General features: G+C 43.8%; 27 protein-coding genes. 15 read left to right on the top strand and 12 right to left on the bottom strand.

The window, feature by feature from the left end:
- The first annotated feature begins 7 nt into the window (after positions 1-7).
- Both R7Z77_RS09660 and R7Z77_RS09655 read left to right on the top strand, forming a co-directional pair.
- Entirely contained in the window at positions 8-1,066 is a 1,059-nt protein-coding gene (locus R7Z77_RS09660; RefSeq protein WP_005373588.1) for an HlyD family secretion protein, read from the top strand.
- A 12-nt stretch (positions 1,067-1,078) separates the two neighbouring features.
- A complete protein-coding gene (locus tag R7Z77_RS09655; RefSeq protein WP_017635179.1) occupies positions 1,079-2,116 on the top strand; it encodes a DUF2955 domain-containing protein in 1,038 nt (345 codons plus the stop codon).
- 2 nt (positions 2,117-2,118) lie between these two features.
- On the opposite strand, the gene R7Z77_RS09650 is transcribed toward R7Z77_RS09655, so the two are convergent.
- Positions 2,119-2,781, bottom strand: coding sequence for a flagellar brake protein (locus R7Z77_RS09650; RefSeq protein ID WP_054576118.1), 663 nt, complete (start codon positions 2,779-2,781; stop codon positions 2,119-2,121).
- A gap of 94 nt (positions 2,782-2,875) precedes the next feature.
- Positions 2,876-3,802, bottom strand: coding sequence for a DMT family transporter (locus R7Z77_RS09645; protein ID WP_064354860.1), 927 nt, complete (start codon positions 3,800-3,802; stop codon positions 2,876-2,878).
- A 148-nt stretch (positions 3,803-3,950) separates the two neighbouring features.
- Between R7Z77_RS09645 and R7Z77_RS09640 the strand changes: the two genes are divergently transcribed.
- Together R7Z77_RS09640 and R7Z77_RS09635 are read left to right on the top strand one after the other, a co-directional pair.
- A complete protein-coding gene (locus R7Z77_RS09640; protein ID WP_005373581.1) occupies positions 3,951-4,406 on the top strand; it encodes an Lrp/AsnC family transcriptional regulator in 456 nt (151 codons plus the stop codon).
- Positions 4,407-4,411: 5 nt separating this feature from the next.
- On the top strand, positions 4,412-5,035 hold the full coding sequence (locus tag R7Z77_RS09635; RefSeq protein ID WP_017819884.1) for a class I SAM-dependent methyltransferase: 624 nt from the start codon (positions 4,412-4,414) through the stop codon (positions 5,033-5,035).
- Positions 5,036-5,560: 525 nt separating this feature from the next.
- Here R7Z77_RS09635 and R7Z77_RS09625 read toward each other — a convergent pair.
- Entirely contained in the window at positions 5,561-6,109 is a 549-nt protein-coding gene (locus tag R7Z77_RS09625; RefSeq protein ID WP_064354859.1) for a hypothetical protein, read from the bottom strand.
- A 103-nt stretch (positions 6,110-6,212) separates the two neighbouring features.
- Between R7Z77_RS09625 and R7Z77_RS09620 the strand changes: the two genes are divergently transcribed.
- The 4 genes from R7Z77_RS09620 (at position 6,213) to secF (ending at position 10,437) form a co-directional block, all read left to right on the top strand.
- A complete protein-coding gene (locus R7Z77_RS09620; RefSeq protein WP_005373574.1) occupies positions 6,213-6,881 on the top strand; it encodes an SH3 domain-containing protein in 669 nt (222 codons plus the stop codon).
- Positions 6,882-7,049: 168 nt separating this feature from the next.
- Positions 7,050-7,529, top strand: coding sequence for a hypothetical protein (locus R7Z77_RS09615; protein ID WP_064354858.1), 480 nt, complete (start codon positions 7,050-7,052; stop codon positions 7,527-7,529).
- Between the two features lie 164 nt (positions 7,530-7,693).
- Positions 7,694-9,532 carry a protein translocase subunit SecD gene (gene secD / locus R7Z77_RS09610; protein WP_053349261.1) on the top strand — a complete coding sequence of 613 codons (1,839 nt, stop codon included), beginning with the start codon at positions 7,694-7,696 and terminating at the stop codon, positions 9,530-9,532.
- Positions 9,533-9,534: 2 nt separating this feature from the next.
- Positions 9,535-10,437, top strand: a complete 903-nt coding sequence (secF, locus tag R7Z77_RS09605; RefSeq protein WP_054577769.1) for a protein translocase subunit SecF — start codon at positions 9,535-9,537, stop codon at positions 10,435-10,437.
- 61 nt (positions 10,438-10,498) lie between these two features.
- Here the strand turns inward: secF and R7Z77_RS09600 are convergent, their stop codons facing one another.
- Both R7Z77_RS09600 and R7Z77_RS09595 read right to left on the bottom strand, forming a co-directional pair.
- Positions 10,499-10,765, bottom strand: a complete 267-nt coding sequence (locus R7Z77_RS09600) for a hypothetical protein (RefSeq protein ID WP_064354857.1) — start codon at positions 10,763-10,765, stop codon at positions 10,499-10,501.
- A 15-nt stretch (positions 10,766-10,780) separates the two neighbouring features.
- Entirely contained in the window at positions 10,781-11,401 is a 621-nt protein-coding gene (locus tag R7Z77_RS09595) for a LysE family translocator (RefSeq protein WP_021035942.1), read from the bottom strand.
- 739 nt (positions 11,402-12,140) lie between these two features.
- Between R7Z77_RS09595 and R7Z77_RS09590 the strand changes: the two genes are divergently transcribed.
- From R7Z77_RS09590 to phaC, 4 genes are all read left to right on the top strand, one after another.
- Positions 12,141-12,881, top strand: a complete 741-nt coding sequence (locus R7Z77_RS09590; protein ID WP_064354856.1) for an SDR family oxidoreductase — start codon at positions 12,141-12,143, stop codon at positions 12,879-12,881.
- Positions 12,882-12,893: 12 nt separating this feature from the next.
- Positions 12,894-14,102: an acetyl-CoA C-acetyltransferase gene (locus R7Z77_RS09585; RefSeq protein WP_064354871.1), complete on the top strand. Its 1,209-nt coding sequence runs from the start codon at positions 12,894-12,896 to the stop codon at positions 14,100-14,102.
- A 44-nt stretch (positions 14,103-14,146) separates the two neighbouring features.
- Complete coding sequence (locus R7Z77_RS09580) at positions 14,147-14,494, top strand: phasin family protein (RefSeq protein ID WP_005373550.1); 348 nt, start codon at positions 14,147-14,149, stop codon at positions 14,492-14,494.
- Positions 14,495-14,560: 66 nt separating this feature from the next.
- Positions 14,561-16,336, top strand: coding sequence for a class I poly(R)-hydroxyalkanoic acid synthase (gene phaC, locus R7Z77_RS09575; protein WP_064354855.1), 1,776 nt, complete (start codon positions 14,561-14,563; stop codon positions 16,334-16,336).
- 173 nt (positions 16,337-16,509) lie between these two features.
- Here the strand turns inward: phaC and R7Z77_RS09570 are convergent, their stop codons facing one another.
- The 6 genes from R7Z77_RS09570 to napF form a co-directional block, all read right to left on the bottom strand.
- On the bottom strand, positions 16,510-16,644 hold the full coding sequence (locus R7Z77_RS09570; protein WP_005373546.1) for a TIGR02808 family protein: 135 nt from the start codon (positions 16,642-16,644) through the stop codon (positions 16,510-16,512).
- An 11-nt stretch (positions 16,645-16,655) separates the two neighbouring features.
- On the bottom strand, positions 16,656-17,234 hold the full coding sequence (locus tag R7Z77_RS09565; protein WP_005373542.1) for a NapC/NirT family cytochrome c: 579 nt from the start codon (positions 17,232-17,234) through the stop codon (positions 16,656-16,658).
- 28 nt (positions 17,235-17,262) lie between these two features.
- Complete coding sequence (locus R7Z77_RS09560; protein ID WP_005389061.1) at positions 17,263-17,718, bottom strand: nitrate reductase cytochrome c-type subunit; 456 nt, start codon at positions 17,716-17,718, stop codon at positions 17,263-17,265.
- A gap of 78 nt (positions 17,719-17,796) precedes the next feature.
- Positions 17,797-20,286, bottom strand: coding sequence for a periplasmic nitrate reductase subunit alpha (gene napA, locus R7Z77_RS09555; RefSeq protein ID WP_005389060.1), 2,490 nt, complete (start codon positions 20,284-20,286; stop codon positions 17,797-17,799).
- Positions 20,283-20,591: a chaperone NapD gene (locus R7Z77_RS09550; protein ID WP_005373535.1), complete on the bottom strand. Its 309-nt coding sequence runs from the start codon at positions 20,589-20,591 to the stop codon at positions 20,283-20,285. The genes napA and R7Z77_RS09550 overlap by 4 nt, the downstream gene beginning before the upstream one ends.
- Positions 20,592-20,638: 47 nt before the next feature.
- Positions 20,639-21,124: a ferredoxin-type protein NapF gene (napF, locus tag R7Z77_RS09545; RefSeq protein ID WP_080276949.1), complete on the bottom strand. Its 486-nt coding sequence runs from the start codon at positions 21,122-21,124 to the stop codon at positions 20,639-20,641.
- A 247-nt stretch (positions 21,125-21,371) separates the two neighbouring features.
- Between napF and narQ the strand changes: the two genes are divergently transcribed.
- Both narQ and R7Z77_RS09535 read left to right on the top strand, forming a co-directional pair.
- The gene (gene narQ, locus R7Z77_RS09540) at positions 21,372-23,108 is read left to right on the top strand and encodes a nitrate/nitrite two-component system sensor histidine kinase NarQ (protein ID WP_025767926.1); all 1,737 of its coding nucleotides are present in this window, start codon (positions 21,372-21,374) and stop codon (positions 23,106-23,108) included.
- A 4-nt stretch (positions 23,109-23,112) separates the two neighbouring features.
- Positions 23,113-23,727 carry a response regulator gene (locus tag R7Z77_RS09535; protein WP_031777156.1) on the top strand — a complete coding sequence of 205 codons (615 nt, stop codon included), beginning with the start codon at positions 23,113-23,115 and terminating at the stop codon, positions 23,725-23,727.
- Positions 23,728-23,817: 90 nt separating this feature from the next.
- Here the strand turns inward: R7Z77_RS09535 and R7Z77_RS09530 are convergent, their stop codons facing one another.
- A complete protein-coding gene (locus R7Z77_RS09530; protein ID WP_005373524.1) occupies positions 23,818-23,991 on the bottom strand; it encodes a hypothetical protein in 174 nt (57 codons plus the stop codon).
- Positions 23,992-24,252: 261 nt separating this feature from the next.
- On the opposite strand from R7Z77_RS09530, the gene R7Z77_RS09525 reads away from it, so the two are divergent.
- Positions 24,253-25,116, top strand: coding sequence for a DUF6279 family lipoprotein (locus R7Z77_RS09525; protein WP_053304525.1), 864 nt, complete (start codon positions 24,253-24,255; stop codon positions 25,114-25,116).
- Positions 25,117-25,248: the final 132 nt, after the last annotated feature.

Raw genomic sequence — 25,248 nt, 5'->3', positions numbered from 1 at the left:
AACGCCTATGACTCCAGATCAAAAATTCGCACGTTGGATCAAATATTCTTGCGTCGCGTTTGTCCTTGTCTTTGCCTATTTTCTAGTTGCAGATCTCGCCATGCCGTTGACGCCTCAGGCAATGGCAACGCGTGTGGTAACTAAAGTGGCCCCCCGTGTGAGTGGGCAGATTACGCATCTTTATGTTGCCAACAACCAAGAAATAAGCCAAGGCGATCTACTATTTCAGATTGATCCCCAGCCTTATCAGCTCGCCGTAGAAAAGGCTCAACTTAACCTTGAGCGTGTGATTCAAAACAACGAACAACTTGATGCTTCTATTGCTGCGGCAAAAGCAGACGTTGAAGCGAGCAAAATCGTGGCGGAACAAAAAGTTCGCGAAGCAAAACGTCTTAATACCCTGTTTCACCGTAATGGTACTTCGCAACAGCAGCGCGATGACGCACAGAGCAGTGCAACGGCAGCTAAAGCGAACTTACTGGCCGCACGTGCTCGTTTAAAAGAGTTGGAAGTAAACCGCGGTGATTTAGGCGCAACGAATGTGAATATCCGCGTGGCGCAAAACCAGCTAAAACAAGCGGAACTTAATCTGTCTTACACTCAAGTCTCGGCGGAACATGATGGCGTTGTCGCTAACTTGCAGCTGGAGACGGGGGCCTATGCGGCAGCTGGTACACCTCTTGTCGCTTTAGTCTCCGATGACGTGGATATCATTGCCGACTTTCGTGAAAAGAGTTTACGACACTTTAATCAGAACAGCCGTGCGTTAGTGGCTTTTGATAGCTTACCTGGTGATGTATTTGAAGCTCGTATTACGAGTGTGGATGCCGGGGTCAGCTCGGGTCAATTCGATGCGGATGGTCGCTTAGCAACACCAACTGACTCAAACCGTTGGGTGAGAGACGCGCAGCGCTTACGTTTACATTTAGCTATCGATGAACCTCAGCAGCGCGCATTTCCAGCAGGGGCACGAGCAACCGTGCAGTTGTTGCCAGAAAACGCATTATCTGGCTGGTTAGCGAGGTGCCAGATCCAATTCTTGAGTCTTCTTCATTATATTTATTAACGAGGAGGCGATATGAAGTTATGGGACCACCCCATGTCGGAAAACGACTTCCGTCAGTGTTTGCGCATTGCAACTGGTGCGACCATTGGTTTCACTTTATGTAAAGTATTTGGTTGGAACTATGGCGTATTCTTTACTGTAACCCCGATGCTGTTACTTGGAATGGTGCCAGTCATGAGTCTACATGCCGCACGACAACTGATTTTTTCAGCGGTTGTGTGTGGATTAGAAGTTGGTGTTCTTGGTGGGTTATTTGGTGGGCACCCTGGCATGATGACAATCATTGCATTCGGGTTGTTTCTGTATAAATTCGCCTGTATGTCAAAAGGGAGCTTATTCTTATTTGGAGCGAACAGCGTACTGAGCTTAAGCATCATGCTGCATTTTGCGAGTTATCCAACCACTGACTTAAATGACCTAATATTTAGCAATCTGCAAGCGAATGTTATTTCAGTGATCGTTGCTTATGTGGTGACATTTTTGATTCCCGATGCGGAACCTCGTCAGCCACCAGCGAAACCGTCGCAGCCTAAACAGAGTCATCGCATGCGTCATGAAGCCCTTATGGGGGCGAGTATCGCTACAATGTCTTTCCTTGTATTCCAGCTATTTGACCTCAGTGACTCTATGTCTGCTCAGGCGACAACCTTGCTTTTATTGTTTCCTATGCATTGGAACGGTGCTTTAGGGTATGCGCGAAAAAGAGCAATGGGGACCTTGATGGGGGTGACCTTTGGTATCGTCGGACAACTTGTATTATACGATTGGTCGGATACCTTATTGTTTATCGTCCCATTGCTTTGGATTGGGGCTATGATGTTCAGCTATATGCACGTGAAAGAGTCTAGCGGTTCGGGAGCCGGATTTGGCGGCTTAACCACATTAGGCATTTTGTTCGGCCAATATCTTACTCCGGATGGTGACTTAATGTTCAGTGCGCTGTATCGCGTGAGCAGTATTTTGTTTGCTATTGTTGCGACGCTGCTTGTGACCTATACGGTTCACAGAATACTCAACAGCTTTGAGGCGACGCGCTTTAGCGAGCAGTAAGTTCAGACGTTACTGGTTAGAAAGGATTGCTCCAGTAACTCTGTTTTTAGTTCGTGAGTCATCGCAATGGGACTGGCAAACTTAATTCCAACTACCCATCCCTTCACCAATTTCTTAATGTTGGCAATGACACATCGATTTTCTTCTCCGATATAGTGGCTTAACGGGCATTCGATGGTAACACTCTCACCCACGTTGAATTCGGGCTCAATCAAGGTTGATATACCAACACCTGCTAGAGAAAAATCGATAAGGCTACCGTCGTAGACATTCCCTGCATGAATAACGTTACAGTCCATTTGCAACTTGTAACGCTCATGTTCCCGAACTGGTTTGGTTGCAAATGTTCCTGGAATGCGGATAAACAAAAGGGGGGATGGTCGAACGGTCGTCGTCAGCACGCTGGACTTAAACGCAATGACATGGCCTAACTCCGTATCTGATACTCCACGCACGATGATATCGGCGTTGGGGAGTTTTCTCATCACTTGCTCTTCAAGCAAACGCATTGGTATATCAAGAATCAAATAAGCATTTTCTTTCATCCCAAGATAAGTGGTGGAATACGTATATTGATCCTTAGGCCCAAATTCGAAATTAGTAGAAAGTTTCATTCCCGGTTTGAGAAACCTATGCAGTTCATCTTTAGTATGAGTGGCTGGCATCACATTGGCGTTTTAATTTTTAGTTAAGCTGAGGCTATCAAAACGCCATTTTGTTATTCAAGATAGTAAGGCATAAGTTTTTGTAAAATCATCGCTATCTGTGAAGTGGTGGGCGATAAGTTTGGCTCATTCCACCTTTCATAAAGATTTGGCTTGCCACAATACTGCCGCATGTGACCAACATCAGCGCTAACCAAGTGAGAGAATCTGGTTGTTCACCAAAAATTGGAACGGCAAGAAGTGTCGCGACGACTGGAGTTAATGAACCAAAAGCTGCGCTGGCTTCGGCACCGATGATCCTAATTGCATAAATGAAAGTGAAAGAAGCGATTAAACCTGCGCCAACACCTTGTAGCATCGCGTGGCCAAATAACTCCTTCCATGGCCACTGGCTGAACGGTGTTACCACCAAATAACTGTCTACCCACCCGAAACCAACGGCGATGATGAGTAGAGCCAAAGACGCGATTGCAACGAATCCTGCACAGACGTGTGCATTAAGATTAGCGACACGAGCGCTGATGGTGAAAGCAGCCCACATGATGCTGCCAGTTAGAAACAGGATATGCCCTTGCAACTGAGACCAGTTGTACTCTGCGCCGCTATTAGAAAGAAGGAATACGAAAATCCCTAACAACACCGTAGAAAGCCCGATTAAGCGGTGAGCACTCAGCGACTGTTGATAACAAAGTACCGCGATAGCAGAAACAAACAATGGCAAAGTGCCAGGTACTAATGCACTGCCGTGCGCCACGGGAGCGAAATGCATAGCCGTTCCGACGACCAGAAGATAGGGAAGGCCGCTTCCAACCACAACACCAACCAGGTAGCGTTTAGGCACTACGCGTAGCGACTGTTTATGCTTAATCACAAATGGTAATAAAATTATACTTGGGATTAGAAAGCGAACTAACGCGATATCGGCTGGCTGCAAGGCAGAAATTGCGCCCCCTTTTAAAGAAATAAAGAAACCAGACCAAAGCAGTAAGGTCGTTAATATAGCTGCGTATCCCAAGATCATTATCGACATATCCATTTGTAAATGATGTGTTAATTGTTGAATAAAACTCTTGCCAAAGGGAGGCAAAGTTTGACGTAATTAGGCTTGATGTTGGTGATAAATTGCGTATAAATGTTAATTATTAGTGATTAAAGGCACGGAAGAATAAATGGATAAAATTGACAGGCAACTTATCAACCTAATGCAGAAGGATGCCACTCTGACAACTGCAGAACTTGCTGACCAAGTAGGGCTATCGGCATCACCTTGTGCAAGACGCATTAAGCGTTTGGAGCAGGAAGGTGTAATAAGTGGTTATCGAGCTATTGTGTCCAGAGACACTGTAGGCATCGCGATGACTGTATTTGTTGAAGTGAGTTTAAATAACCACCAAGCTTCTTCGATTGATGAGTTTGAACATGCCGTTGTTGAGATGGATGAAGTGATCTCATGCCATGTCGTATCAGGGGCCTATGATTACCTGTTAGAGGTGGTCAGTAAAGATCTCGCTGGTTATGAAACATTTACTAGAAAGTTACAGCGATTAGAAAATGTGAAAGATATTCATACCCACCTGGCGATTAGACAAGTGAAAGGAAATGGCAGTTTGCCGATTTATGCATAAGAAAGATGAAATTTTTCGATAGACTTAAGATTGCCCACTATCATCGAAAGCGATATAGACAGTTTGGTAAAGACAGAGCCCGAACTCTGGGATGGGCAGATAAGTATAGTCAGATCAGCCGTTTTGAGGCGTTGTGTCGAGGGTTAACGTTAGACGGTTCAAGTATTTTAGATATTGGGTGCGGCTACGGAGACTTGTTAGCGTTTATCGAACTTACGGGGGGGCTTCCTCAAAGCTATATTGGCATTGATCAGCAAAAACAATTTATCTCTGAAGCCAGAAAACGAGATTTTCGTACGCAAAGTAAGTTTATATGTGGCGACTTTTCAACGTTGGTATTGCCTCGTTGCGATTTTGTTTTTGCTTCCGGATCATTGAACTATCAATCCACCAACCCAAATCATGCCATTGAAATGATTGATAAAATGTTCCGAGCGACAGAGAAAGGTTGTGTGTTTAACTTGTTGGATGAATCCAAACTACCCAGCATGAAAATGTTAGCGTCGCACAATAAAGAAGGTGTCTTTCGCTATTGTCGGTTGCTGTGTCCGAATACACGATTGATTGAGGGGTACTCCGAGCACGACTTTACGATTGCCATGATCAAAAAAGCGGAGTCCGTTTCCTGACTCCGCTTTATAAATTCTTAAGCCTTATTGGTTTTTGTATTGTGAGATTTCACAGTTACCTGTGTATCTATCAACCTTGAATGAGAACGCGGCTGAATGGTATTCCCTCCCATCACTCCATATTGTTTCTCCGAAGATTTTACACAGATCCAAATCACTGATTGAACCGAACTCTTTTACGTGCCTAACTACTGACAAAAACTTGGCTTTGGTAGCATTAGGACATTCCCTGTTACTTAATCGATTGATAACCATGTTTGTAGCATCATCTCCAGCCAAATGTGACTTTTTATTAAATTTTATTAATGGCTAAACTAACCAAAAAATGTCCATAAGTAAAGCATTAATGTGACGTATGTCTCTATAAATTGATTGTCTTGGTCATGGTTTAGTCAAGTTTGTCAAAGAGAACAATCCCATTATTTACATTTGATATCATTCACGACTAAGGAAAGAAAAAAGCACGAATAACGTCCAATATTGGAGTGAAAAACCAACATCGTCTATTCAAAACTGGCTCTGTTTTTACTTCGAAACATCTTGAGCGTATTGAAGCGCTCGAGCTTCTTTATCATAGACTTGTGACAGAGTTTGATATTGTGAAGAGAGGCGCTTGTAATCTTCAGCAAGTTCCAAAGCGTTGGTGTTATACCATTCCGCAGTTATTTGATTGACGGTTTTGTTTGACTCGCGGCACTTTTGGGCCAGGATCTCCCACCCATTAGCTGACCATTGGGATTGTGTGCTCAATTTAAGCAGTTGATTCGCTTTAGTTGTGAGCTCTTCTTTGTATTGAATCGATGCTTTTAATTGCGCTTTGAACACATTTTGGTTCGACTTGGCACGCCAAAGTAGCACGAGCTCATGCAGTGAAAAGGTTTCGGACAATAACTGACGCTGTTTATGTTCGGTTAAAAGTGTATTGAATACCTCAACATGCTGATTGTAATTGGACTCTAAACGATTGAATTGGGTAAGATTGTCATTCCACGACGATGGGTTACATTGAATATTGGCGTGCCCCGTTATCGGGAACAGAAGAAATAGTAGTATCCAATTGAGTCTGTTGATCATTATTGCTCGCGTTAGTTGACCTGCTCTTTTGAGTATATACCCAAATTTCTACGACATGCGTGCTGCTGGTGGGATAAGAATAAAGAATGAAAAGGAAAAGGGCATGAAGAAAATTCTCGTCGCATTGATTGTCATGCTGTTGCTCGGCGGAGCGGGGGCTGGATACTATTTCTTCTTTATGCAGAAAGATGAACCTGAAGCACCAAAGGCTACACAAGTCGAGCAATCGTCACTGCAAAAAGAAACATCCAAACCGATTCTGGATTTAGAAGCCGCTCCCCCGGAAGTTACCGAGTACTACGTTATTGAGCGTCGTGTCAATGTTTACAACAAGCCTAACCTTAATGCTTTAGTTGTCGATACGCTCTATAAGGGAGAAAAAGTATCGGTGTTAGAAAAAGTAGATGGGTGGTACCGAATCTCCGGCTATCTTGTCTATGAAGAGGGTGGAGAAGAAAAAGCCGAATGGTTGAATGCTGAAGGGTTATCGGATGCAGAGCCAGTTATTAAAGAGCAAGAGCGCTTAGAGATATTGGATGAATACCTACAGAAGTCGGATGATTTAAAAGTTCACTTGGATATTTTCCGTAAGAAAACACAGCAATTGTTAGACGATGAAACCTGTGATCCGAGTGATTTTGAGGAGCTCGGAGGCTGGGTTCGTTCTGTGACGTTCAAAAAGCGCAACGTTTACTTCATCTATTGTGGCGGTTTGGAGCAAGAGAACAAGATCTACTTAGATGTTGATAAGGGCGATATTTTTTATCGATAACTCACCACCAATTACACTAGTTCTCTAAAGACGTTTTGATAAATGCAATAACGATGCAAACCTGAAATCAGAGATTTATAACTTTTTAGTTGTTAACCATAATCAATAGGAATACTATCAACGAGTCAAGTGACCTAACTTGGCTCTTTGTGTTTTTAGTGAGTTCCTATGTCTTGGATTTACCTTAGAAAGTTGATTTTGCTGCTATTTGCAATGGTATTGCTACCAGTGCATGTATCTGCTGCGCAAATCGATCACAAGGCTCACGTACCGCACTTTTCTAAGCTACAACCTTTTGTAGCCGTAAGTGTATCGCCAAACTCTTCCGTCGATTTTTCTGAAGTTTCAGAAGAAAGCTCTCAATCTCCAGTATCTGAAGGCCATGCAAGTCTCGATTCCGTTGCTTTGTTTAACTCTCAGCGCTGGACGTCTTACTTACGGGAAGGGCTTGATGACGAGCACGTAGATTTTGTCGGCGATCTCACTACTCCGTTTTACGCTGATGCGGGTTACGCATACAGCTTGATGGACATTAACTGGCGTCACAACCAGTCCACATTTTATCATTTCACAAGCGATCATCGCATTTCTGGTTGGAAAGAGACCAATGCCATGTACGTCGCACTCAATAGTCAGTTTTCTGCCTAAACACCATCTATTTGCACCATTGTGCACTCTTAACACGACGATTGTATTCGACAGGACGTGAGCGTTCTGAGCATTTCATACCCTGAATTTATTCTGGGAGCATCTGTCGTGTGTTAAGCCTTGTTATTAAAAGCTTCACTTCATCGTGAAGGGATGATGTTTACATGAAAAAAACACCAAAGCAGCAAAAGAACAGAAAGCTGATGAATCACTACTCAGCTTGGAAATATGTCGTATTAATTACGACAGTCATTATTTTAACCCTAAGTGCTATACCAACTTGGTTTGGCGAACAGCCTTCTATCCAGTTGACGTTTGCGGATCAAAACAACAGTGAAATGTCGGTTGTTCATCTGAATCAACTGCTAAAAACCAACCATATTTCAGCAGACAAAATCATCGAAAAAGACGGCAAAACAACCATTGTATTCGATGGTGAAGATGCGCAAAGTAAAGCTCGTGCGTTGTTAAACAAAGAGCTAAATAAAGACGACAGCATCACTTTCTCATACGTATCGGTTGCGCCAGAATGGTTGAATGAGATGGGCTTTAGCCCAATTAAGCTCGGTCTTGACCTTCGTGGTGGCGTTCAGTTCTTGTTGAATGTTGATGTGAATAAAGCGTTTGAAGAACAACGTGATGCGTTGATTGATGAAATCAAAGCGAACCTACGTGATCAACGTGTTCGTGGTGTGCAAGTTCGAGCAGAAAGCGGCAACCGAATTACGGTAAACAGTGACAGCGAGCAAGCATTGTCGGAAGTGAACAAGTTTTTGCGTCAAAATTACCCGGGCTGGATTTCAAAAAGTTCATCTCGTGGCTTTGTGCTTGAACCGAGTGAACAAAATATCCAAGAATTTCAATCGTCGACTCTTCAACAAAACCTGAAGATCATGCGTGGTCGTATTGAAGAACTTGGTATCACAGAAGCGCTAGTGCAACGCCAAGGTAAAGAGAGCATTCGAATTGAACTCCCTGGTGTACAAGATCCTGCTCAAGCGAAAAACGTTATTGGTGCAACAGCAAGCTTGGCGTTTTATGAAGTGAAAGATGCGAGCCAAGCACACAGCAGCCAAGATCTTGTTCTTCAAGATAATGATGGTCGTACTGTGATTTTGTCAAAACGACCAGTTCTAACGGGCGAGCACATCGTGAACGCTCGTGCTGGTGTCGACAAAATGGGCATGTCAGAAGTCAATATTTCTCTTGATCACGCTGGTGGTAAGAAAATGAGTGACTTCTCAGCAACTCACATCGGCAAGCCAATGGCGACCGTTTACCGTGAATACAAAACAAACGATCGCGGTGTAACTGAGCGTAGTGAGCGCGTTATCAGCGTCGCGACTATTCAATCTCAGCTTGGTAGCCAGTTCCGTATTACTGGGGCAGGTAGCATGGACGATGCGCAGCAGTTGGCGCTATTGCTTCGCGCGGGGTCACTGACCGCGCCGGTTACTATTGTGGAAGAGCGAACAATCGGTGCTTCTCTGGGGGCAGAAAACATTGAAAACGGTTTTGCAGCACTGGCTTTAGGTATGGGACTAACACTGACCTTTATGGCACTTTGGTACCGCCGCTTAGGTTGGGTAGCAAACGTGGCGCTTTGTGCCAACATGCTTTGTTTGCTTGGCTTAATCGCCTTGTTACCAGGAGCGGTTCTAACGCTTCCGGGTATTGCCGGTTTAGTGTTAACCGTCGGTATGGCAGTAGACACCAACGTTATTATCTTTGAACGTATTAAGGACAAAATGCGTGAAGGCCGCAGCTTCGCTCAAGCGATTGATCTTGGCTTTGACAGCGCATTCTCGACCATCCTTGATGCCAACATTACTACCATGATCACCGCCGTGATTTTGTACGCCATCGGTAATGGCCCAATCCAAGGCTTTGCCTTAACACTCGGATTAGGTTTGTTAACCAGTATGTTTACAGGCGTATTTGCCTCTAGAGCAATGATCAATTTAATTTGGGGCCGCGATGCCCGTCGTGATGTGAGGGTTTAATCATGGTCGAAATGCTAAAACAAAATATTCGTAAAATTCGCTACTTTACTACGCTAGTTTCCATCATTTTAACGGTGATCGCGATCGTCGCTCTAGGCTTTAAAGGGTTGAACCTAGGTTTGGACTTCACTGGCGGTATGGTGACAGAAGTAAAGGTAGATAAGCAGCTAACTAACCATGATCTGCTTGACGTTCTGCAACCAAAGCTTGGTGAATCTGCGTCAGTGACACGCTCTGGTGAAGATGGCCGTTGGGTGATTCGTTACTCTGCGCCGGAAGATGGACAAACGTTGCCAAGTGTAGAAGAGGTGTTGAAGCCAATCTCTCACCAAGTTGATGTTGTCAGCAACAGTATAGTTGGCGCTCAAGTTGGCCAAGACTTGTTTGAACAAGGTGGCTTAGCATTGTTGATTTGTGTGTTGAGTATTCTCGGTTACTTGTGTTTCCGTTTTGAGTGGCGTTTGGCCAGTGGTTCACTGTTTGCTTTGGCCCATGATGTGATCTTAGTGCTTGGTTTTTTTGCAGTTACTCAAATGGAGTTCAACTTAACCGTTTTTGCAGCGGTGTTAGCAATTTTAGGTTACTCATTGAATGACTCTATCATCATTGCAGACCGAATCCGTGAGCTGTTGATTGCGAAACAGAGTTGGAAAACAGAAGACATCAATGATCAAGCTGTTATCGCGACGTTTTCACGCACCATGGTGACATCTGGTACGACATTGATCACTGTTGGTGCATTATGGATTATGGGAGGAGCGCCTTTGGCTGGTTTCTCAACCGCGATGTTTATTGGTGTTCTGTCTGGTACATGGTCATCGATTTCGATTGGTACCGTGCTGCCAGAGTGGTTGAAACTGGAGCCGAAACATTATCTGCCTGTTGAGATCGACGCTGCGCCATAGCATCGTTCTTTTAAGGTAAAAGTGCTTGCGCCACTCATTTTGAGTGGCGCTTTTTTTGTGCTTATTTCACGCGCATCAGACGATGTTTTACTCGTCCCAAATCGAACTCTAAGATCTGTGAGCGCTTCATTGCTTCGACTTTATTCAACATTGGCTCTTGGTAGCCTTTCTTCTTCATCCACTGAAGAGGTACAGAGAAAGTATCTTCATTAACGACATAAGACTCGCCTTTATGCTCACCGCTATAGACGTTCACAACCCAAACTCGGGCTTGAAAGTCCAATACTTCACCCATGACTTTAGCGATTTTATTCAGAATATTTTTCATTGTTTCCAGTTTGCCTTAACTTAGTAGCAACCAGACACCAACTCCCATCATTAAAGTGCCTGCGATACGGTTCATTAGACGTACATTCTTAGACTGACCTAATACGTGTTTCAACCCTTTACCACCAGTAGCGTACAGAGACATGCAAATGAACTCAAACAGTAAAATAATGGAGACAAGTATGATCAGTTGCGGTGCAAGCGCTGCGTTTTGGTCTATAAAAGGCGGTAAAAGAGAAATCATAAATGCCCAGCCTTTTGGGTTTGCGATTGCGGTAACGAAGCCTTGCATGATAAGTGCGATATTGTCACTCTTTGGTGTTTCTAAGTTGTCGACATTAATCGCAAGTTTCCCTCGCGATCGCCACATTTCAACACCAAGATAGAGTAAATAACCGCCACCAATGAACTTTAACGCGATAAACATCCAAGGATAATTGAGCATAATCGCAGCGATACCTAACACCGCAGAGACTGACACCAGCGCAACACCGAGAAGCTCTCCTATCATCATCCATAACGTGCGACGATAACCGATACTCATACCTAACGTTAGGGCGAGAGTCATGCACATACCAGGCGTGATTGAGACAAAAAAGAAAGTAGGGATGAACATACTGAGCAATGCAAGATTCATATCTGTTGATGATTTAGTGATTAAAGAGAAGCCACAAAGATAGTGCAAAGTGGAAAAGGATGCTACTACAAAGCGAACGATTACTTTCACTAGTAGCTAGTTGATGTTCTTCGAATATATAAATTTAAAATGAAATTATATTTTAATCTATGCGTCATAATAGTGCGTATTGCACCAGTATGAGACAAGATCTTATATCATTTTTAGATTAAATATATTTAATTTATTATATTTTATCGGTATTAATCATCACTGTATTAAAATAATCGAATTGATAACTAAATTATCATTAAATGCAGTAATTAAATGATATGTTTGATAATTATTTTTACTGATAATTGAATTATTATTCTAATCTCAAGTTTGTTGTAATCATATAGGCTTAAAATTCAGATCTTAAATCATGACATAATGTAACGTCTACCATTCTGTATGTAACTGCATGATATTTAATAATTATGTTTCTATTTCTGTTGGTGTGGCTTTTGTGGAAGTGTGATTTAAAACAATGACTTATGTAAAATTAACCATTTTATAACATTTCACGGGTAATGAGATCTAAATCAATCTTATGCAATTGGGTGAGTTTTTTATTTGAAATGTAATATTTCTAGGTTAACTTAAAATAAAGGCAGCACGGGATTGGTTGTCAAAAGAATAAATAAACACGTCAGTTGGTGAACTATTTCATCAGTGTATTAAGTTTGCTTTTTAAATGCCGTTAAGAATGGAGTCTTCAATGAAGAAAGTCGCTTTGATCACTGGATCAAAAGGCGGAATTGGTTCTGCTATTTCCTCTCAATTAGTTAATGATGGTTACCGTGTAATTGCTACATATTTCACAGGTAACTACGAATGTGCGCTGGAGTGGTTCAACAGCAAAGGGTTTACCAAAGATCAGGTTCGCCTTTTTGAGTTGGATGTAACAAACACGACAGAGTGTGCAGAGAAATTGGCGCAATTGCTTGGGGAGGAAGGAACCATTGATGTTGTTGTCAACAACGCAGGAATCACACGTGATGGCGTGTTTAAAAAGATGACTGCGCAAGCTTGGAATGATGTCATCAATACCAACCTCAATAGTTTATTCAACGTTACGCAACCCCTCTTTGCTGCAATGTGCGAAAAAGGCGGTGGTCGTGTCATCAATATCTCTTCAGTCAATGGTCTTAAAGGGCAGTTTGGTCAAGCAAACTACTCGGCGGCGAAAGCTGGGGTGATCGGTTTCTCTAAAGCCTTAGCATACGAAGGTGCTCGCTCGGGTGTGACAGTTAATGTTATCGCTCCGGGTTACACGGGTACGCCAATGGTTGAGCAAATGAAGCCAGAAGTGCTGGAATCCATCACGAACCAAATTCCAATGAAACGTCTTGCGACACCAGAAGAAATTGCAGCATCAGTGAGCTTCTTGGTCAGCGATGCAGGCGCCTACATCACCGGAGAGACTTTGTCGGTGAACGGCGGCCTATACATGCACTAAGGAGAGAAGATGATGGAAAAAGTATTTATCGTAGCGGCGAAGCGTACTCCAATTGGTGCTTTTGGTGGCAGCCTGAAAAATACTTCTGCTGGCGATCTGGCAGCAGTAGCGATTAAAGGCGCGTTGGAAGCGGCAAAGTTACCTGGCGACAAGGTTGACGAAGTGATTGTTGGCAACGTTGTTGGTGCAGGTCAAGGAATGGGTGTTGGCCGCCAAGCGGCACTGTTTGCGGGGATTCCTGAATCTGTTCCTGCATATGGCGTAAACATGGTTTGCGGTAGTGGCATGAAAACGGTCATGGATGCCGTGTCCCATATCCGTAGTGGCGATGCTGAGATCGTTGTTGCAGCGGGTGTTGAAGTCATGTCGCAGATTCCGTTTGCTGCACCAAGCAGCATTCGTGATGGCAACAAAATGGGCAATCTGGAGCTAAAAGATCTGCTCGTAGCGGACGGTTTAACCGATGTTTACAACCAATATCACATGGGTGTGACGGCAGAAAACGTAGCAAAACAAATCGGCTTAACTCGCCAGCAGCAAGACGAATACGCGCTGTCTAGCCAACAGAAAGCGGTAGCCGCTATCGAAGCTGGCAAATTTCAAGACGAAATTGTGCCAGTGGAAGTAAAGCAACGCCGTGAAACCGTGATGTTTGATACGGATGAATACCCAAAAGCGAACGCGACAATGGAAGCCTTAAGCAAGCTACGTCCTGCTTTTGACCGCGAAGGCACTGTGACTGCGGGTAATGCATCAGGCATTAACGATGGCGCGAGTGCGATTATCGTGGCGTCTGAAAGCGCAGTTAAAGCGCATGGATTAACGCCGCTTTCTGAGATCGTAAGCTATGCGCAATCGGGTCTTGATCCGAAGATCATGGGCCTAGGTCCTGTTGAGTCCGTCAATAAAGCACTCGCAAAAGCGGAACTCAGTGTACACGACATCGACGTTTACGAGTTAAACGAAGCATTTGCAGCGCAAGCACTTGGCGTGATTCATCAGTTGGCGGAAACAAACCAAGTTCCAGTTAACGCGATTCAAGATAAAGCGAACTTTAACGGTGGTGCTATCGCGCTAGGACACCCGCTTGGTGCTTCTGGCAACCGAATCTTAGTCACGCTGGTTCACGAGCTTCATAAGCAAAATGGTCAATATGGCGTTGCTTCACTTTGTGTGGGCGGCGGCATGGGCACGGCTGTGGTTGTAAAGACAGTTAAGTAATTATTTAAACGGACATTTTTAATTCTTTCTCTAGGAGACAAACCATGTACACAGATTTCTTCAAAACATTTAGCGATCAAACTGAAAAAAATCTAGAACCTTACTTGAAGTTCAACAAGCTAGTGACAAAAAACGTAGAAGTGTTGACCGAGCTTCAATTGAACGCCATTCGCACATACAGTGAAGTGGGTCTAAACCAGATGAAAGCAGCGACAGAAATCAAAGACGTAACGTCATTGACTGCTTTCAACAGTCAGCAACTAAGCGTACTTACTAAACTTTCTCAACAAATGATGGATGACAGCAACAAGCTTCAAGCGATTGCAAAAGAGTTCAAAGAAGACGTTGAGAAAATGACTTCGGAAAATCTAAAGACTGTTACTCCAGCGTAATTTGTCCGATTCTCGCCGCCCCTAGATTTGGGCGGCGTTGTTTTTTCCGAATATAGGAGTAAGACTATGTTTCAACACTTCTTTTCGGACTATCTTGTGAAGCTTCAGGAAACCAATCATCAGTGGTGGCATGATTTCGAAGTGAACAAGGCAGTCGTGAACTCTCCTTTAAACAAGGCCATGCAAGAAGTGAACTTTGAGGATACTGCCAAACTGTTCGAACAAGCTGCGAATCAGCCTGCTGCGATTTTAAAGCTGCAAGCACAGTGGTGGGAACAGCAGCTGCAAATTTGGCAGAATGTTGCATTGGCAGGGAACCAAGCACAAATCGTCGAAGCTGAAAAAGGGGATAAGCGTTTCTCAAACGAAGCGTGGCAAAATGAAGCCATGTATAGCTTCATCAAACAATCCTACCTTTTATTTAGTAAGACCTATCTGGACACCATCGAGTCCTTGGAAGGCTTAGATGAAAAGACGAAAGAACGTATTATTTTTTTCTCTCGCCAAGCCATTAACGCCCTTTCTCCTTCCAACTTCATCGCCACTAACCCAGAGCTTTTGAAGCTGACACTTGAGCAAAACGGTCAAAACTTACTGGCAGGCTTAGAGCAGTTGAAAGAAGACGTTGAGTCGAGCGCAGACATTTTAAAAATTCGTATGACGAATAACAATGCATTCCGCGTGGGCGATGACGTTGCGACGACACAGGGTAATGTGGTTTTTCAAAACGAATTGTTTGAGTTGATTCAATATCGACCTCTAACAGAGAAAGTGAATGCGACGCCGCTGCTCATCGTCCCACCTTTCATCAACAAATACTACATCCTTGATTTAACGGCAAAGAACTCAATGGTTCGATGGTTGTTAGAGCAGGGGCACAGTGTATTTATGATGTCTTGGCGCAATCCAGGCAAGGCACAAGCGCACATAGAGTTTGGTGACTACGTGACAGAAGGCGCAGTGAAAGCCGTCGCTGCAATTGAAGACATAACAGGACAAGAGCAAATCAATGCTGCTGGTTATTGTATTGGTGGTACTGTTTTAGCAAGCACGGTTGCGTACTACGCTGCAAAACGTATGAAGAAGCGCATTAAGTCTGCTACTTTCTTCACCACGTTGCTCGACTTCTCTCAACCAGGTGAAGTCGGCGCGTATATCAATGACACCATTGTTAGTGCAATTGAAGCGCAAAATAACGCAAAAGGGTATATGGACGGCCGTTCCTTAAGCGTGACGTTTAGTTTACTGCGTGAAAACAGCTTGTACTGGAACTACTACGTCGACAATTACTTGAAGGGTAACAGTCCGGTTGATTTCGACTTGTTGTACTGGAATAGCGATAGCACCAACGTCAGCGCTGCATCTCACAATTTCTTGCTTCGCGAGCTCTATTTAGAGAACAAGCTGGTGCAAGATAAAGGCGTCAAAATTGGTGGAGTATGGATTGATCTAAATAAGATCAAAATTCCTAGCTATTTTGTGTCAACGAAAGAAGACCACATTGCGTTATGGCAGGGAACTTACCGTGGTGCGCTGAACACGGGTGGTAACAAAACGTTTGTCCTCGGTGAGTCTGGTCATATTGCGGGCATCGTGAACCCTCCAGCTAAAAATAAGTATGGTTATTGGTTGAACGATAATTTGGATGACTCTGCTGATGAGTGGTTGAATAACGCGGAACACAAAGAGGGATCGTGGTGGACACACTGGAACGAGTGGTTACTCCAATTCAACCCTAAAGAGCAAGTTGAGCCTTTCCCTATTGGCTCAGAAAACCATCCGGTTATTGATGAAGCGCCAGGACAATACGTCAAACAGGTTCTGCCAGTAAAAGAATCTTAAACAACTCCCTATAGCAGTAAATCTTAGCGGCCTTTATGGTCGCTTTTTTTATGTATGATTGCTTGTTTATTTATTGTTGGCAGTACCATTGAGCAATAAATAAAAAGCGCCGAGCATTTGCTCGGCGCTCAGTGTCAACAAATAGGCTAGTTGACGAGTAGAGATGCGTTACGTTACACCTCTTTATCCTTACCAAATGACAGCAGCCAGAGAGAGATTGCTGCTACCGCCACAAAGCCGGAAAGAATAATCACTGGCATAGCACTGTAGCCAAGGATATGCCAAATTACAGATTCTAATGTACTCATGGTAAGTCTCCTTAGTGCCAGCCTTCAACGCCGCTCATGTCTGGTAGTTTGTGCGCAATACCTTTGTGACAGTCTACACATGTTTTCTCGCCTGAAGCTAGAGCGGTGGAGTGTTGTTCTGCCGCACGTGATCCTTGCTGAGAGTAATCCATGAAATCAAACTCATGACAGTTACGACATTCAAGAGAGTCATTCTTCTTCATACGTGCCCACTCTCGCTCTGCGAGGTGTCCACGACGCTCTTGGAACTTCTCTGGCGTATCGATCGTCTTCGTTACGAAGTGTGCAAATAGCTCTTTAGATGCCTGTACTTTACGAACGATCTTATCCGTCCATTCATGAGGAACGTGACAGTCTGAACAAATCGCACGAACACCAGAGCGGTTGGAGTAGTGAATTGTTTCTTGAATTTCAGCAACGATCGGCGCGTGACAGCCAGAACAGAATTCTTCTGTGTTGGTTGCTTCCATACCTGTGTTGAATGCGCCCCAAAATAGAAGGCCACCAGCGAAGCCTAGAAATAAAACCACACCAGCGGCAGCTTTACTCGGGCTCGACAGTCTCTTCCAAAACGCTTTAAGTATTTTCATAAGTAACCTCTTAGTACTCGCGTTTCAATTACTGAAGCGAATCGACTGCCTTAAACTCGTTTTCCACTAGTGGTTTTGCATCCGTTTGTGGAACGTGACATTGCAAACAGAAGTAACGACGAGGAGACATATCTGCCAGTACCGCATCTTCTCTGTTTACATAGTGCGTTACGCTAATTTTAGTCGCACCTGACTCTTTTGCATTTTTCCAACTATGGCATGCAAGACACTTGTTAGCATTTAACGAAATTTCGTAGTGACGAATGCTGTGTGGGATCAACGGTGGTTGATAAACATAGCTGTCTTCAACAATTTGATCTTTAGGGAAGTCTTTGAACTCGTCTGCTGGACGCGTATCTTCCAATTGAGACATTCCACGTAAAGATTCTAGACCACCAATACCACCTGGATTATCCAACTCAGCTTGCGCAATGCCTGTCACTAACGCACCTACAGATAAAACTGCGACAAGTAATTTTTTCATCATTTCATCTCCGCCTTTATGGCTTAAATTCTTTATTAGGCCGCCATAATGACGGCCGTAGCATTCAGTATCTGAAGGTTAAGCAATCTTAGTGATTTTGACTGGGCACTTCTTAAAGTCTGTCTGTTTAGACAGTGGATCAGTCGCATCTAGGATAAGCTTGTTAATCAAAATACGTGCATCAAAGAACGGTACGAATACCAAGCCTTTTGGCGGACGGTTACGACCGCGAGTTTCAACACGAACGCGTACTTCACCGCGTTTGTTTGCCATGAGTACTTCTTCACCACGACGAACATTGCGTGCTTTTGCGTCTTCTGGGTGCATGTAACACACTGCGTCTGGTACTGCTTTGTATAATTCAGGTACACGACGAGTCATGGTGCCTGTGTGCCAATGTTCAAGAACACGACCAGTACATAACCACATATCAAATTCATCGTTCGGTACTTCTGGTGGCGCTTCGTATGGCGCGGAAATGATCTTCGCTTTGCCGTCAGCATTGCCGTAGAAGTCCCAACCAGAACCTTCTTTCGCGTATGGGTCTGAACCTTCTTTAAAGCGCCACTGTGTTTCCTTACCATCAACAACAGGCCAACGTAGACCACGTACTTGGTGGTAGCGGTCGTATGGAGCCAAATCATGCCCGTGACCACGGCCAAATGTTGCGTATTCCTCAAACAGACCTTTTTGAACATAGAAACCGAAGTGGTGAGCATCGTCATTCAGTTCACGAGCTTCTTCGATAGGGAATTTGTCGACGTTACCATTGCGGTAAAGTACGTCGTACATTGTTTTACCACGGTATTGAGGCGCTTTCGCTAGAAGCTCTTCAGGCCACACTTCTTCCATTTTGAAGCGTTTCGAGAACTCCATTAGTTGCCAAAGGTCCGATTTTGCTTGACCGACTGTGCCCACTTGTTGGTACCAAGCTTGGGTACGACGCTCTGCGTTACCGTAAGCACCTTCTTTTTCAATCCACATTGCGGTAGGAAGAATAAGGTCTGCTGCTTGTGCTGTTGCTGTCGGGTATGGGTCAGACACAACGATGAAGTTTTCTGGGTTGCGGTAACCTGGAAGACGTTCTGTGTTGATGTTTGGACCGGCTTGCATGTTGTTGTTACATTGAACCCAGTAACAGTTCAGAACGCCGTCATTCAGCATACGGTCTTGCAATACGGCGTGGAAGCCAGGTTTTGGTGGAATCGTACCTTCTGGCAGTTTCCAGATGTCTTCTGCAATCTTACGGTGTTTAGGGTTAGCAACCACCATATCCGCTGGTAGGCGGTGAGCAAACGTACCAACCTCACGAGCGGTACCACATGCTGATGGTTGGCCCGTTAGTGAGAATGGGCTGTTCCCCGGAGTCGAGATCTTACCGGTTAGTAGGTGGATGTTGTAAACCAAGTTATTCATCCATACACCACGAGTATGCTGGTTCATACCCATCGTCCATAGAGACATCACTTTCGTGTTTGGATCCGCGTATTGCTTCGCAAGCTCGATAAGCTTCTCTTTCTCAACACCAGAGATTTCAGATGCTTTCTCTACTGTGTATGGCGCTACTGATTTCTTGTACTCTTCGAATGAGATAGAAGTGAGTTTGCCAGAGTTCGGGTTCTTCGCTGCTTTTTGTAGCGGATCGTCGTCACGTAGACCGTAGCCGATGTCAGTGTCTGCTTGAGTGAAGTTCGTGTGTTTGTTCACGAAGTCCCAGTTTACTGCATCGTTTTCGATGATGTAGTTTGCGATGAAGTTAGCAATTGCAAGGTCAGACTGAGGATTGAAAATGTAGCCGTGGTCAGCCAACTCAAATGAACGATGGTAGTAAGTAGAAAGCACGTTCACTTTAACGTGAGGGTGGCTTAGGCGGCGGTCAGTAATGCGAGTCCATAGAACCGGGTGCATCTCTGCCATGTTTGAGCCCCAAAGAACGAAAGCGTCTGCGTTCTCGAAGTCATCGTAACAACCCATTGGCTCATCGATACCGAATGCGCGCATGAAACCTACAACGGCAGAAGCCATACAGTGACGAGCGTTTGGATCAATGTTGTTTGATCGGAAGCCTGCTTTCATTAACTTTGACGCAGCGTAGCCTTCCATTACTGTCCATTGGCCTGAGCCAAACATACCTACGCTTGTTGGGCCTTTTTTCTCGAGGGAAGCTTTCCATTTCTCAGCCATGATGTCGAAAGCGTCATCCCAAGAGATAGGTGTAAATTCACCATCTTTGTGGAATTTGCCATCTTTCATTCGTAGCATCGGTTGAGTTAGACGGTCTTGACCGTACATGATCTTAGAAAGGAAGTAACCTTTGATGCAGTTCAGACCTTTGTTTACTGGTGCTTCTGGGTCACCCTGTGTTGCTACCACTTTGCCGTTTTGAGTGCCAACAAGAACAGAACAGCCTGTACCACAGAAACGACAAGGTGCTTTGTCCCATGTGATTTTGGTTTGATCAGAGCTTGCAATCAGGTTGGCTGCAGATGCTGGTAGTGTCACACCTGCGACAGCAGCAGCTGATGCAGCCGCGTTTGCTTTCACAAACGCACGTCTTGTCATTTTCATACTTCACCCTCGATTTGGGAATGTTGTGTTCCAGTGTCTTCTTCATCCGTTTCTTCAAGCCCAGTTTCGATTTGGTGATAAACCAATACCGTGCTTAAGACGTTCGGTAAATTGTTAATGGCATCGATAGTGTCTGTGATGAAACCTTGGTTCTCAGTTTCAAGTACGACGATAATCTTGCCTTCAGGACTGTCACCATAGATTTCCGCATTTTCGTGTGCTTCTATCTTTTGTTTGATTTCGTCCAAATGTTCCGGCAGCACATGTACTACCAAACTTGAAATATGCACTTCATTTAGTGACATATAGCTCTCTCATTTATTTTTATTGCCTTTGGCCGACGACATTCGGCTTAGGCAGTTATATTGCTCACATTGATGGATGAAGTCGGGCACACTGAAACACAGGCGCCGCAGCCGTTACACTCATCAAGGTCTAAATTGGGTTGTGCTACTTTCCCCAGTTCTAATTTGAACTGAATTGCCATCGGGTCGCACATATCCCCACAGCTTCGGCATTCGACATTTTGTTTTGCTAAGCAGTTATCGTTGATACTTGCTTTTGCTTGCCAAGGTTGTTCTGTTTCTGGCAAGAAAAGGGGCTCAGGACAGGCGTTTGCACATTGATAGCAAAATGTGCATTCATCGATGGAAAAGTCGACCGAGGGGAATCCGCCATCACTTTTGGTTATAATCTTTGTTTCACAGGCCTCAATGCATTTACCGCAGCGAGTGCAATCGTCCGTAAACTGTTGCGGTTTAGTTAACCAAGGCAAACGTACGGCGTTGTCGGGGTGCGCTTTTCTTGCAAAGAGTCTTCTTCTGGAAAGGTCTACCACTTAGTCACCTCGAAACTTGGAACCCAAACTAAGCATAGTCCACAATTTTCATTAATAAACTGTCATTTAAACTAACGAAATTGTAGTTTTTGACATATTTGTATAAATACCTCTTAGGGGGTAAATGGTATGCAATATTGTTTTGGATCAATAAATTCCGTCGCAGGTGATCACATATTGATAAAGTTGAAAGGTAATGGGTTCATTGCACGTACAAATAGGATTGTTAATGGGCGAGGAACTCAGATTGTTTAAAAATGTGAAAAAGTCAGTGACGCGCACGATTGCGTCCGCGATGCTTCTTATTTTGCTGCTCTCAGTCGCTACGACTGGTTTTGCGATTTTTACGTTAGCGTCCAGTTTGAACGATGCTGAAGCCGTCAATGTTGCTGGCTCGATGCGAATGCAAAGCTACCGTCTGGCGAATGATATTCAGGTTAAATCTGTTGACTATTCTTCACATATTGACGCATTTGAACATTCGATATATTCACCTTCAATGAAAGCGCTTCAGCATTGGTCTGTGCCTGAAGACATCACTCACGATTACTACCGTCTTATTATCAGATGGCATGAACTCAAGGCGGTGCTTAGAGGAGACAACCCGGCAGAATATCAACTCCTAGTGGCCGGTTTTGTTGAACAAATCGATGAGTTTGTATTTAAGCTGCAAAGCTTTTCGGAGCAAAAACTGATTAACTTAGCCTGGATCGGCGGGTTAGGGTTGGGTGGCATCCTTTGTGTCAGTATGTTTGTCGTTCATTTTGTGCGCCTCGAAGTTGTTCGGCCTCTGCGTGCCTTAGTTTTTGCTAGCGAGCAAATTAAAAATCGCTCATTCAATATATCGCTCAATGTATCTAGCGATAATGAAATGGGAATACTGACTCGAACCTTTAACCGGATGGCGACAGACCTTGGTAAGTTGTACCGAGGATTAGAGCAAGCGGTTGATGAGAAAACACGTAAATTGCAGCATGCCAACCAGTCTTTAGAAGTGCTGTATGACTCGTCAAAAGAACTCACGGCGTCGCGTATTAATCAAGACAATTTCCAGGCGATTTTGCAGCATATTGTCAGTCTTGAGGGCATTAAAGCGGTCAAACTTGAAATCGAGCAGCTGGGAGAACCGAGCTGGATATTGATGGAAGGAGAAGAATGCTGCCAAGATTGTGATGAAGATTGCCACGGTAAAGCCCTGATGCTAGATGGCGAGCACTTGGGCTATTTATATTGGAAAGCAGGGTTACCTTGTCCGAACGAGGCTCTTATTGACAACTTCGTGCAGATTTTATCACGCGCCGTGTATTACAATCGGGCGCAGCGCCAAGCAGAACAAATTCTGCTGATGGAAGAGCGAGCCACTATTGCTCGGGAGTTGCATGATTCATTGGCTCAAGCACTCTCTTACTTAAAAATTCAGGTCGCTTTGTTAAAGAGAAGCGTAAAGAACTTACCTGACGAAAAGGCGATCGCGCAGGCTAATCAAGTTATTGCTGAGCTAGATACGGGCTTATCTGCGGCTTATACGCAGTTACGCGAGTTGCTGACGACGTTTCGTCTTACGATTAAAGAGGGCAGTTTTGGCCAAGCATTGCAAGACATGGTTGAAACGCTCAGTGAACAAACTGCTGCGGACATTACGCTAAAAAATAGACTTTCATCAACTGAACTGGATGCACATCAGCAGGTTCATTTACTACAGTTGATAAGAGAAGCGGCAATTAATGCTATCAAACATGCGCAAGCAGATAATATTCACATTCAATGTCTCGATAATGATGGAAAAGTCACAGTAACCGTTAGCGACGATGGAATAGGCTTTGAACATCAAGACGAAAAATTAAATCATTACGGTATGAGTATCATGCAAGAGCGGGCCGCTAGACTGCATGCCGATCTTCACATCGAAGCATCGATAAACAAAGGTTGTACCGTAAAATTAGAATTCCAACATAGTAAGGAAGTAAACAGTGACAGTGTGTAAAGTAATGCTGGTGGATGATCATCCACTCATGCGAAGAGGTATCCACCAGCTTTTAAGCTTTGAGCCTGAGTTTGAGGTTATTGCAGAAGCAAGTAATGGCGCGGATGCAGTAGCGAAAGCGCATGAGCTGGAACTGGATCTTGTACTTCTTGATCTTAATATGAAAGGCATGTCTGGCCTTGATACTTTGCAAGCACTGCGTGCAGATGGCTGTGAAGCCAGAATTGTCATTCTAACCGTTTCAGATAGCCCAGCAGATATCGAAGCAATAGTTCGAAGTGGTGCCGATGGCTATTTATTGAAAGACACTGAGCCCGATGAGTTGGTTGAGTTGCTAAAACAAGCGCACCAAGGGGACAAGGCATACAGCCAAGAAGTTTCTAAGTATTTGAGTGAACGTTCAGAGCAAGAGGACGTGTTTGATACACTGACCGATCGTGAATCGCAGATCTTAAGAGAGGTGGCAAGAGGTTTCCGCAACAAGCAAATTGCCGATCGTCTTTTTATCTCTGAGTCTACGGTTAAAGTACATATGAAGAGTTTACTTAAAAAGCTTCAAGTTCCTTCTCGTACTGCAGCAACCGTCCTTTATCTTGAGCGCTTTGGCGACATCAAATAACATTGTTGGATTTGAATCTGTAATAATAAATAAAATCAAACAGTTATATTGATTCTGACGAATAAAAAAACCGCCTGTTAGGCGGTTTTTTTACTTGTCTGGGCGAATAGAGTACAAGTCACTGTTGTGCTTACCACACTCCAAATAGTACTGATAAGCCACTTTTTTGCTTTCAGCAATGACTCTCATGCAGTGCATTTTCCCCTGTTCAAAATATCGAATCTCATATTCTACACTGGTATCAAGTTGCTCAGCGGCTGCCATACTTCGCCTCCATAAACCATCCAAAAAACATCCATGCAAATTATATGCCGTTATAGGGAGCGTCGTTCGGTACGTTTTTTAGCCGATAATTGCGCTCTAACTCACTTTTTTGCGGATAGCTGTGATCAAAAAGTTAATTTCAAACTCTATATATTATTAAGGTGGCAATCAATATTTGTCACACTGGTGTAAGTTTGCCGCAACACTAAGTGATACAGGTTGAGTATAGAACTTAATCAACAGAAAAGGGAATACGAATAAGTGACTAAATTAAAGGATGTATCTAATAAGGCGCTTCGTTATGGCCTTCTATTTTGTTTCGTATTTCTGCTTGCCGGTTGTGCGAAAAAGTTTTTATACAGCAATATCGATTGGTTCGTGCTCGATTACTTAGAGGACTATGTCTCGTTGCAAGGGGAACAAGAAGTCCTAGTGGAAGAGCGCTTATTATTGTTGGCAGACTGGCACAAGAAAGAGGAGTTACCATTATATATCGAACATTTAAAAGACCTTGAGAGATTAAAAGCGAGCGATATCACCTTAAATTACTTACAACAAAATCGAGATAGAACGCGAGCGCATTACGATAGAGTGGTAAGCAAAGCAGCACCAGATCTTTTTGCGTTAAGTTTGCAATTAACGAAAGAGCAAGAACGCGAGTTTTTGAGTAATGTACAAGAACATTATCAAGAGCGAAACGCAAAATATGCCGATAAGACAGAAGACGAAGTGCGTGAAATTATTCTGGATAACACTGAAGAGTGGATGGAAGAATGGCTGGGGAATCTATCAGGAAATCAGCGTCAATTAGCTCAAACATTTTCTCAGCAAGTTATTTTAAACAGCCCTTTATGGAGAGATTATCGAGCCACGGTATATCAAGAGCTCGAATACTTGTTCGACAACAAATCTAATGTTGTGACTTATCAAGATATATTTATGCGACTCTTGTTCGAGCCAGAGAGTTATTATAGTGAGCAGCTTTCTCTGAATATTGACTCTAACTTTGCATTGGTTGATCAACTGACATTAGATGTTTCTCGTTCGATGACCGATAAGCAATGGCGTCATTTTCGTGAAAAGGTTAAAGAGTGGCGAGTACTGGCAGAGGAACTTTTAGATTAAATTCGTGCTTCAATTAGCGAGGGCAAAGTGCAGAAGCCTTTCTTATCAAAAAATGATTCAAAGCAAATTCTTATTGAACTAAGAGCGTAACATAGCGTGAGGTTTGATGAGGCAACGTCAGCTTATCAATGC

Source organism: Vibrio sp. 1401 (assembly GCF_033340295.1).
The sequence above is the reverse complement of the archived record's forward strand: the minus strand, read 5'-3'. Positions and strand labels throughout refer to the sequence as shown.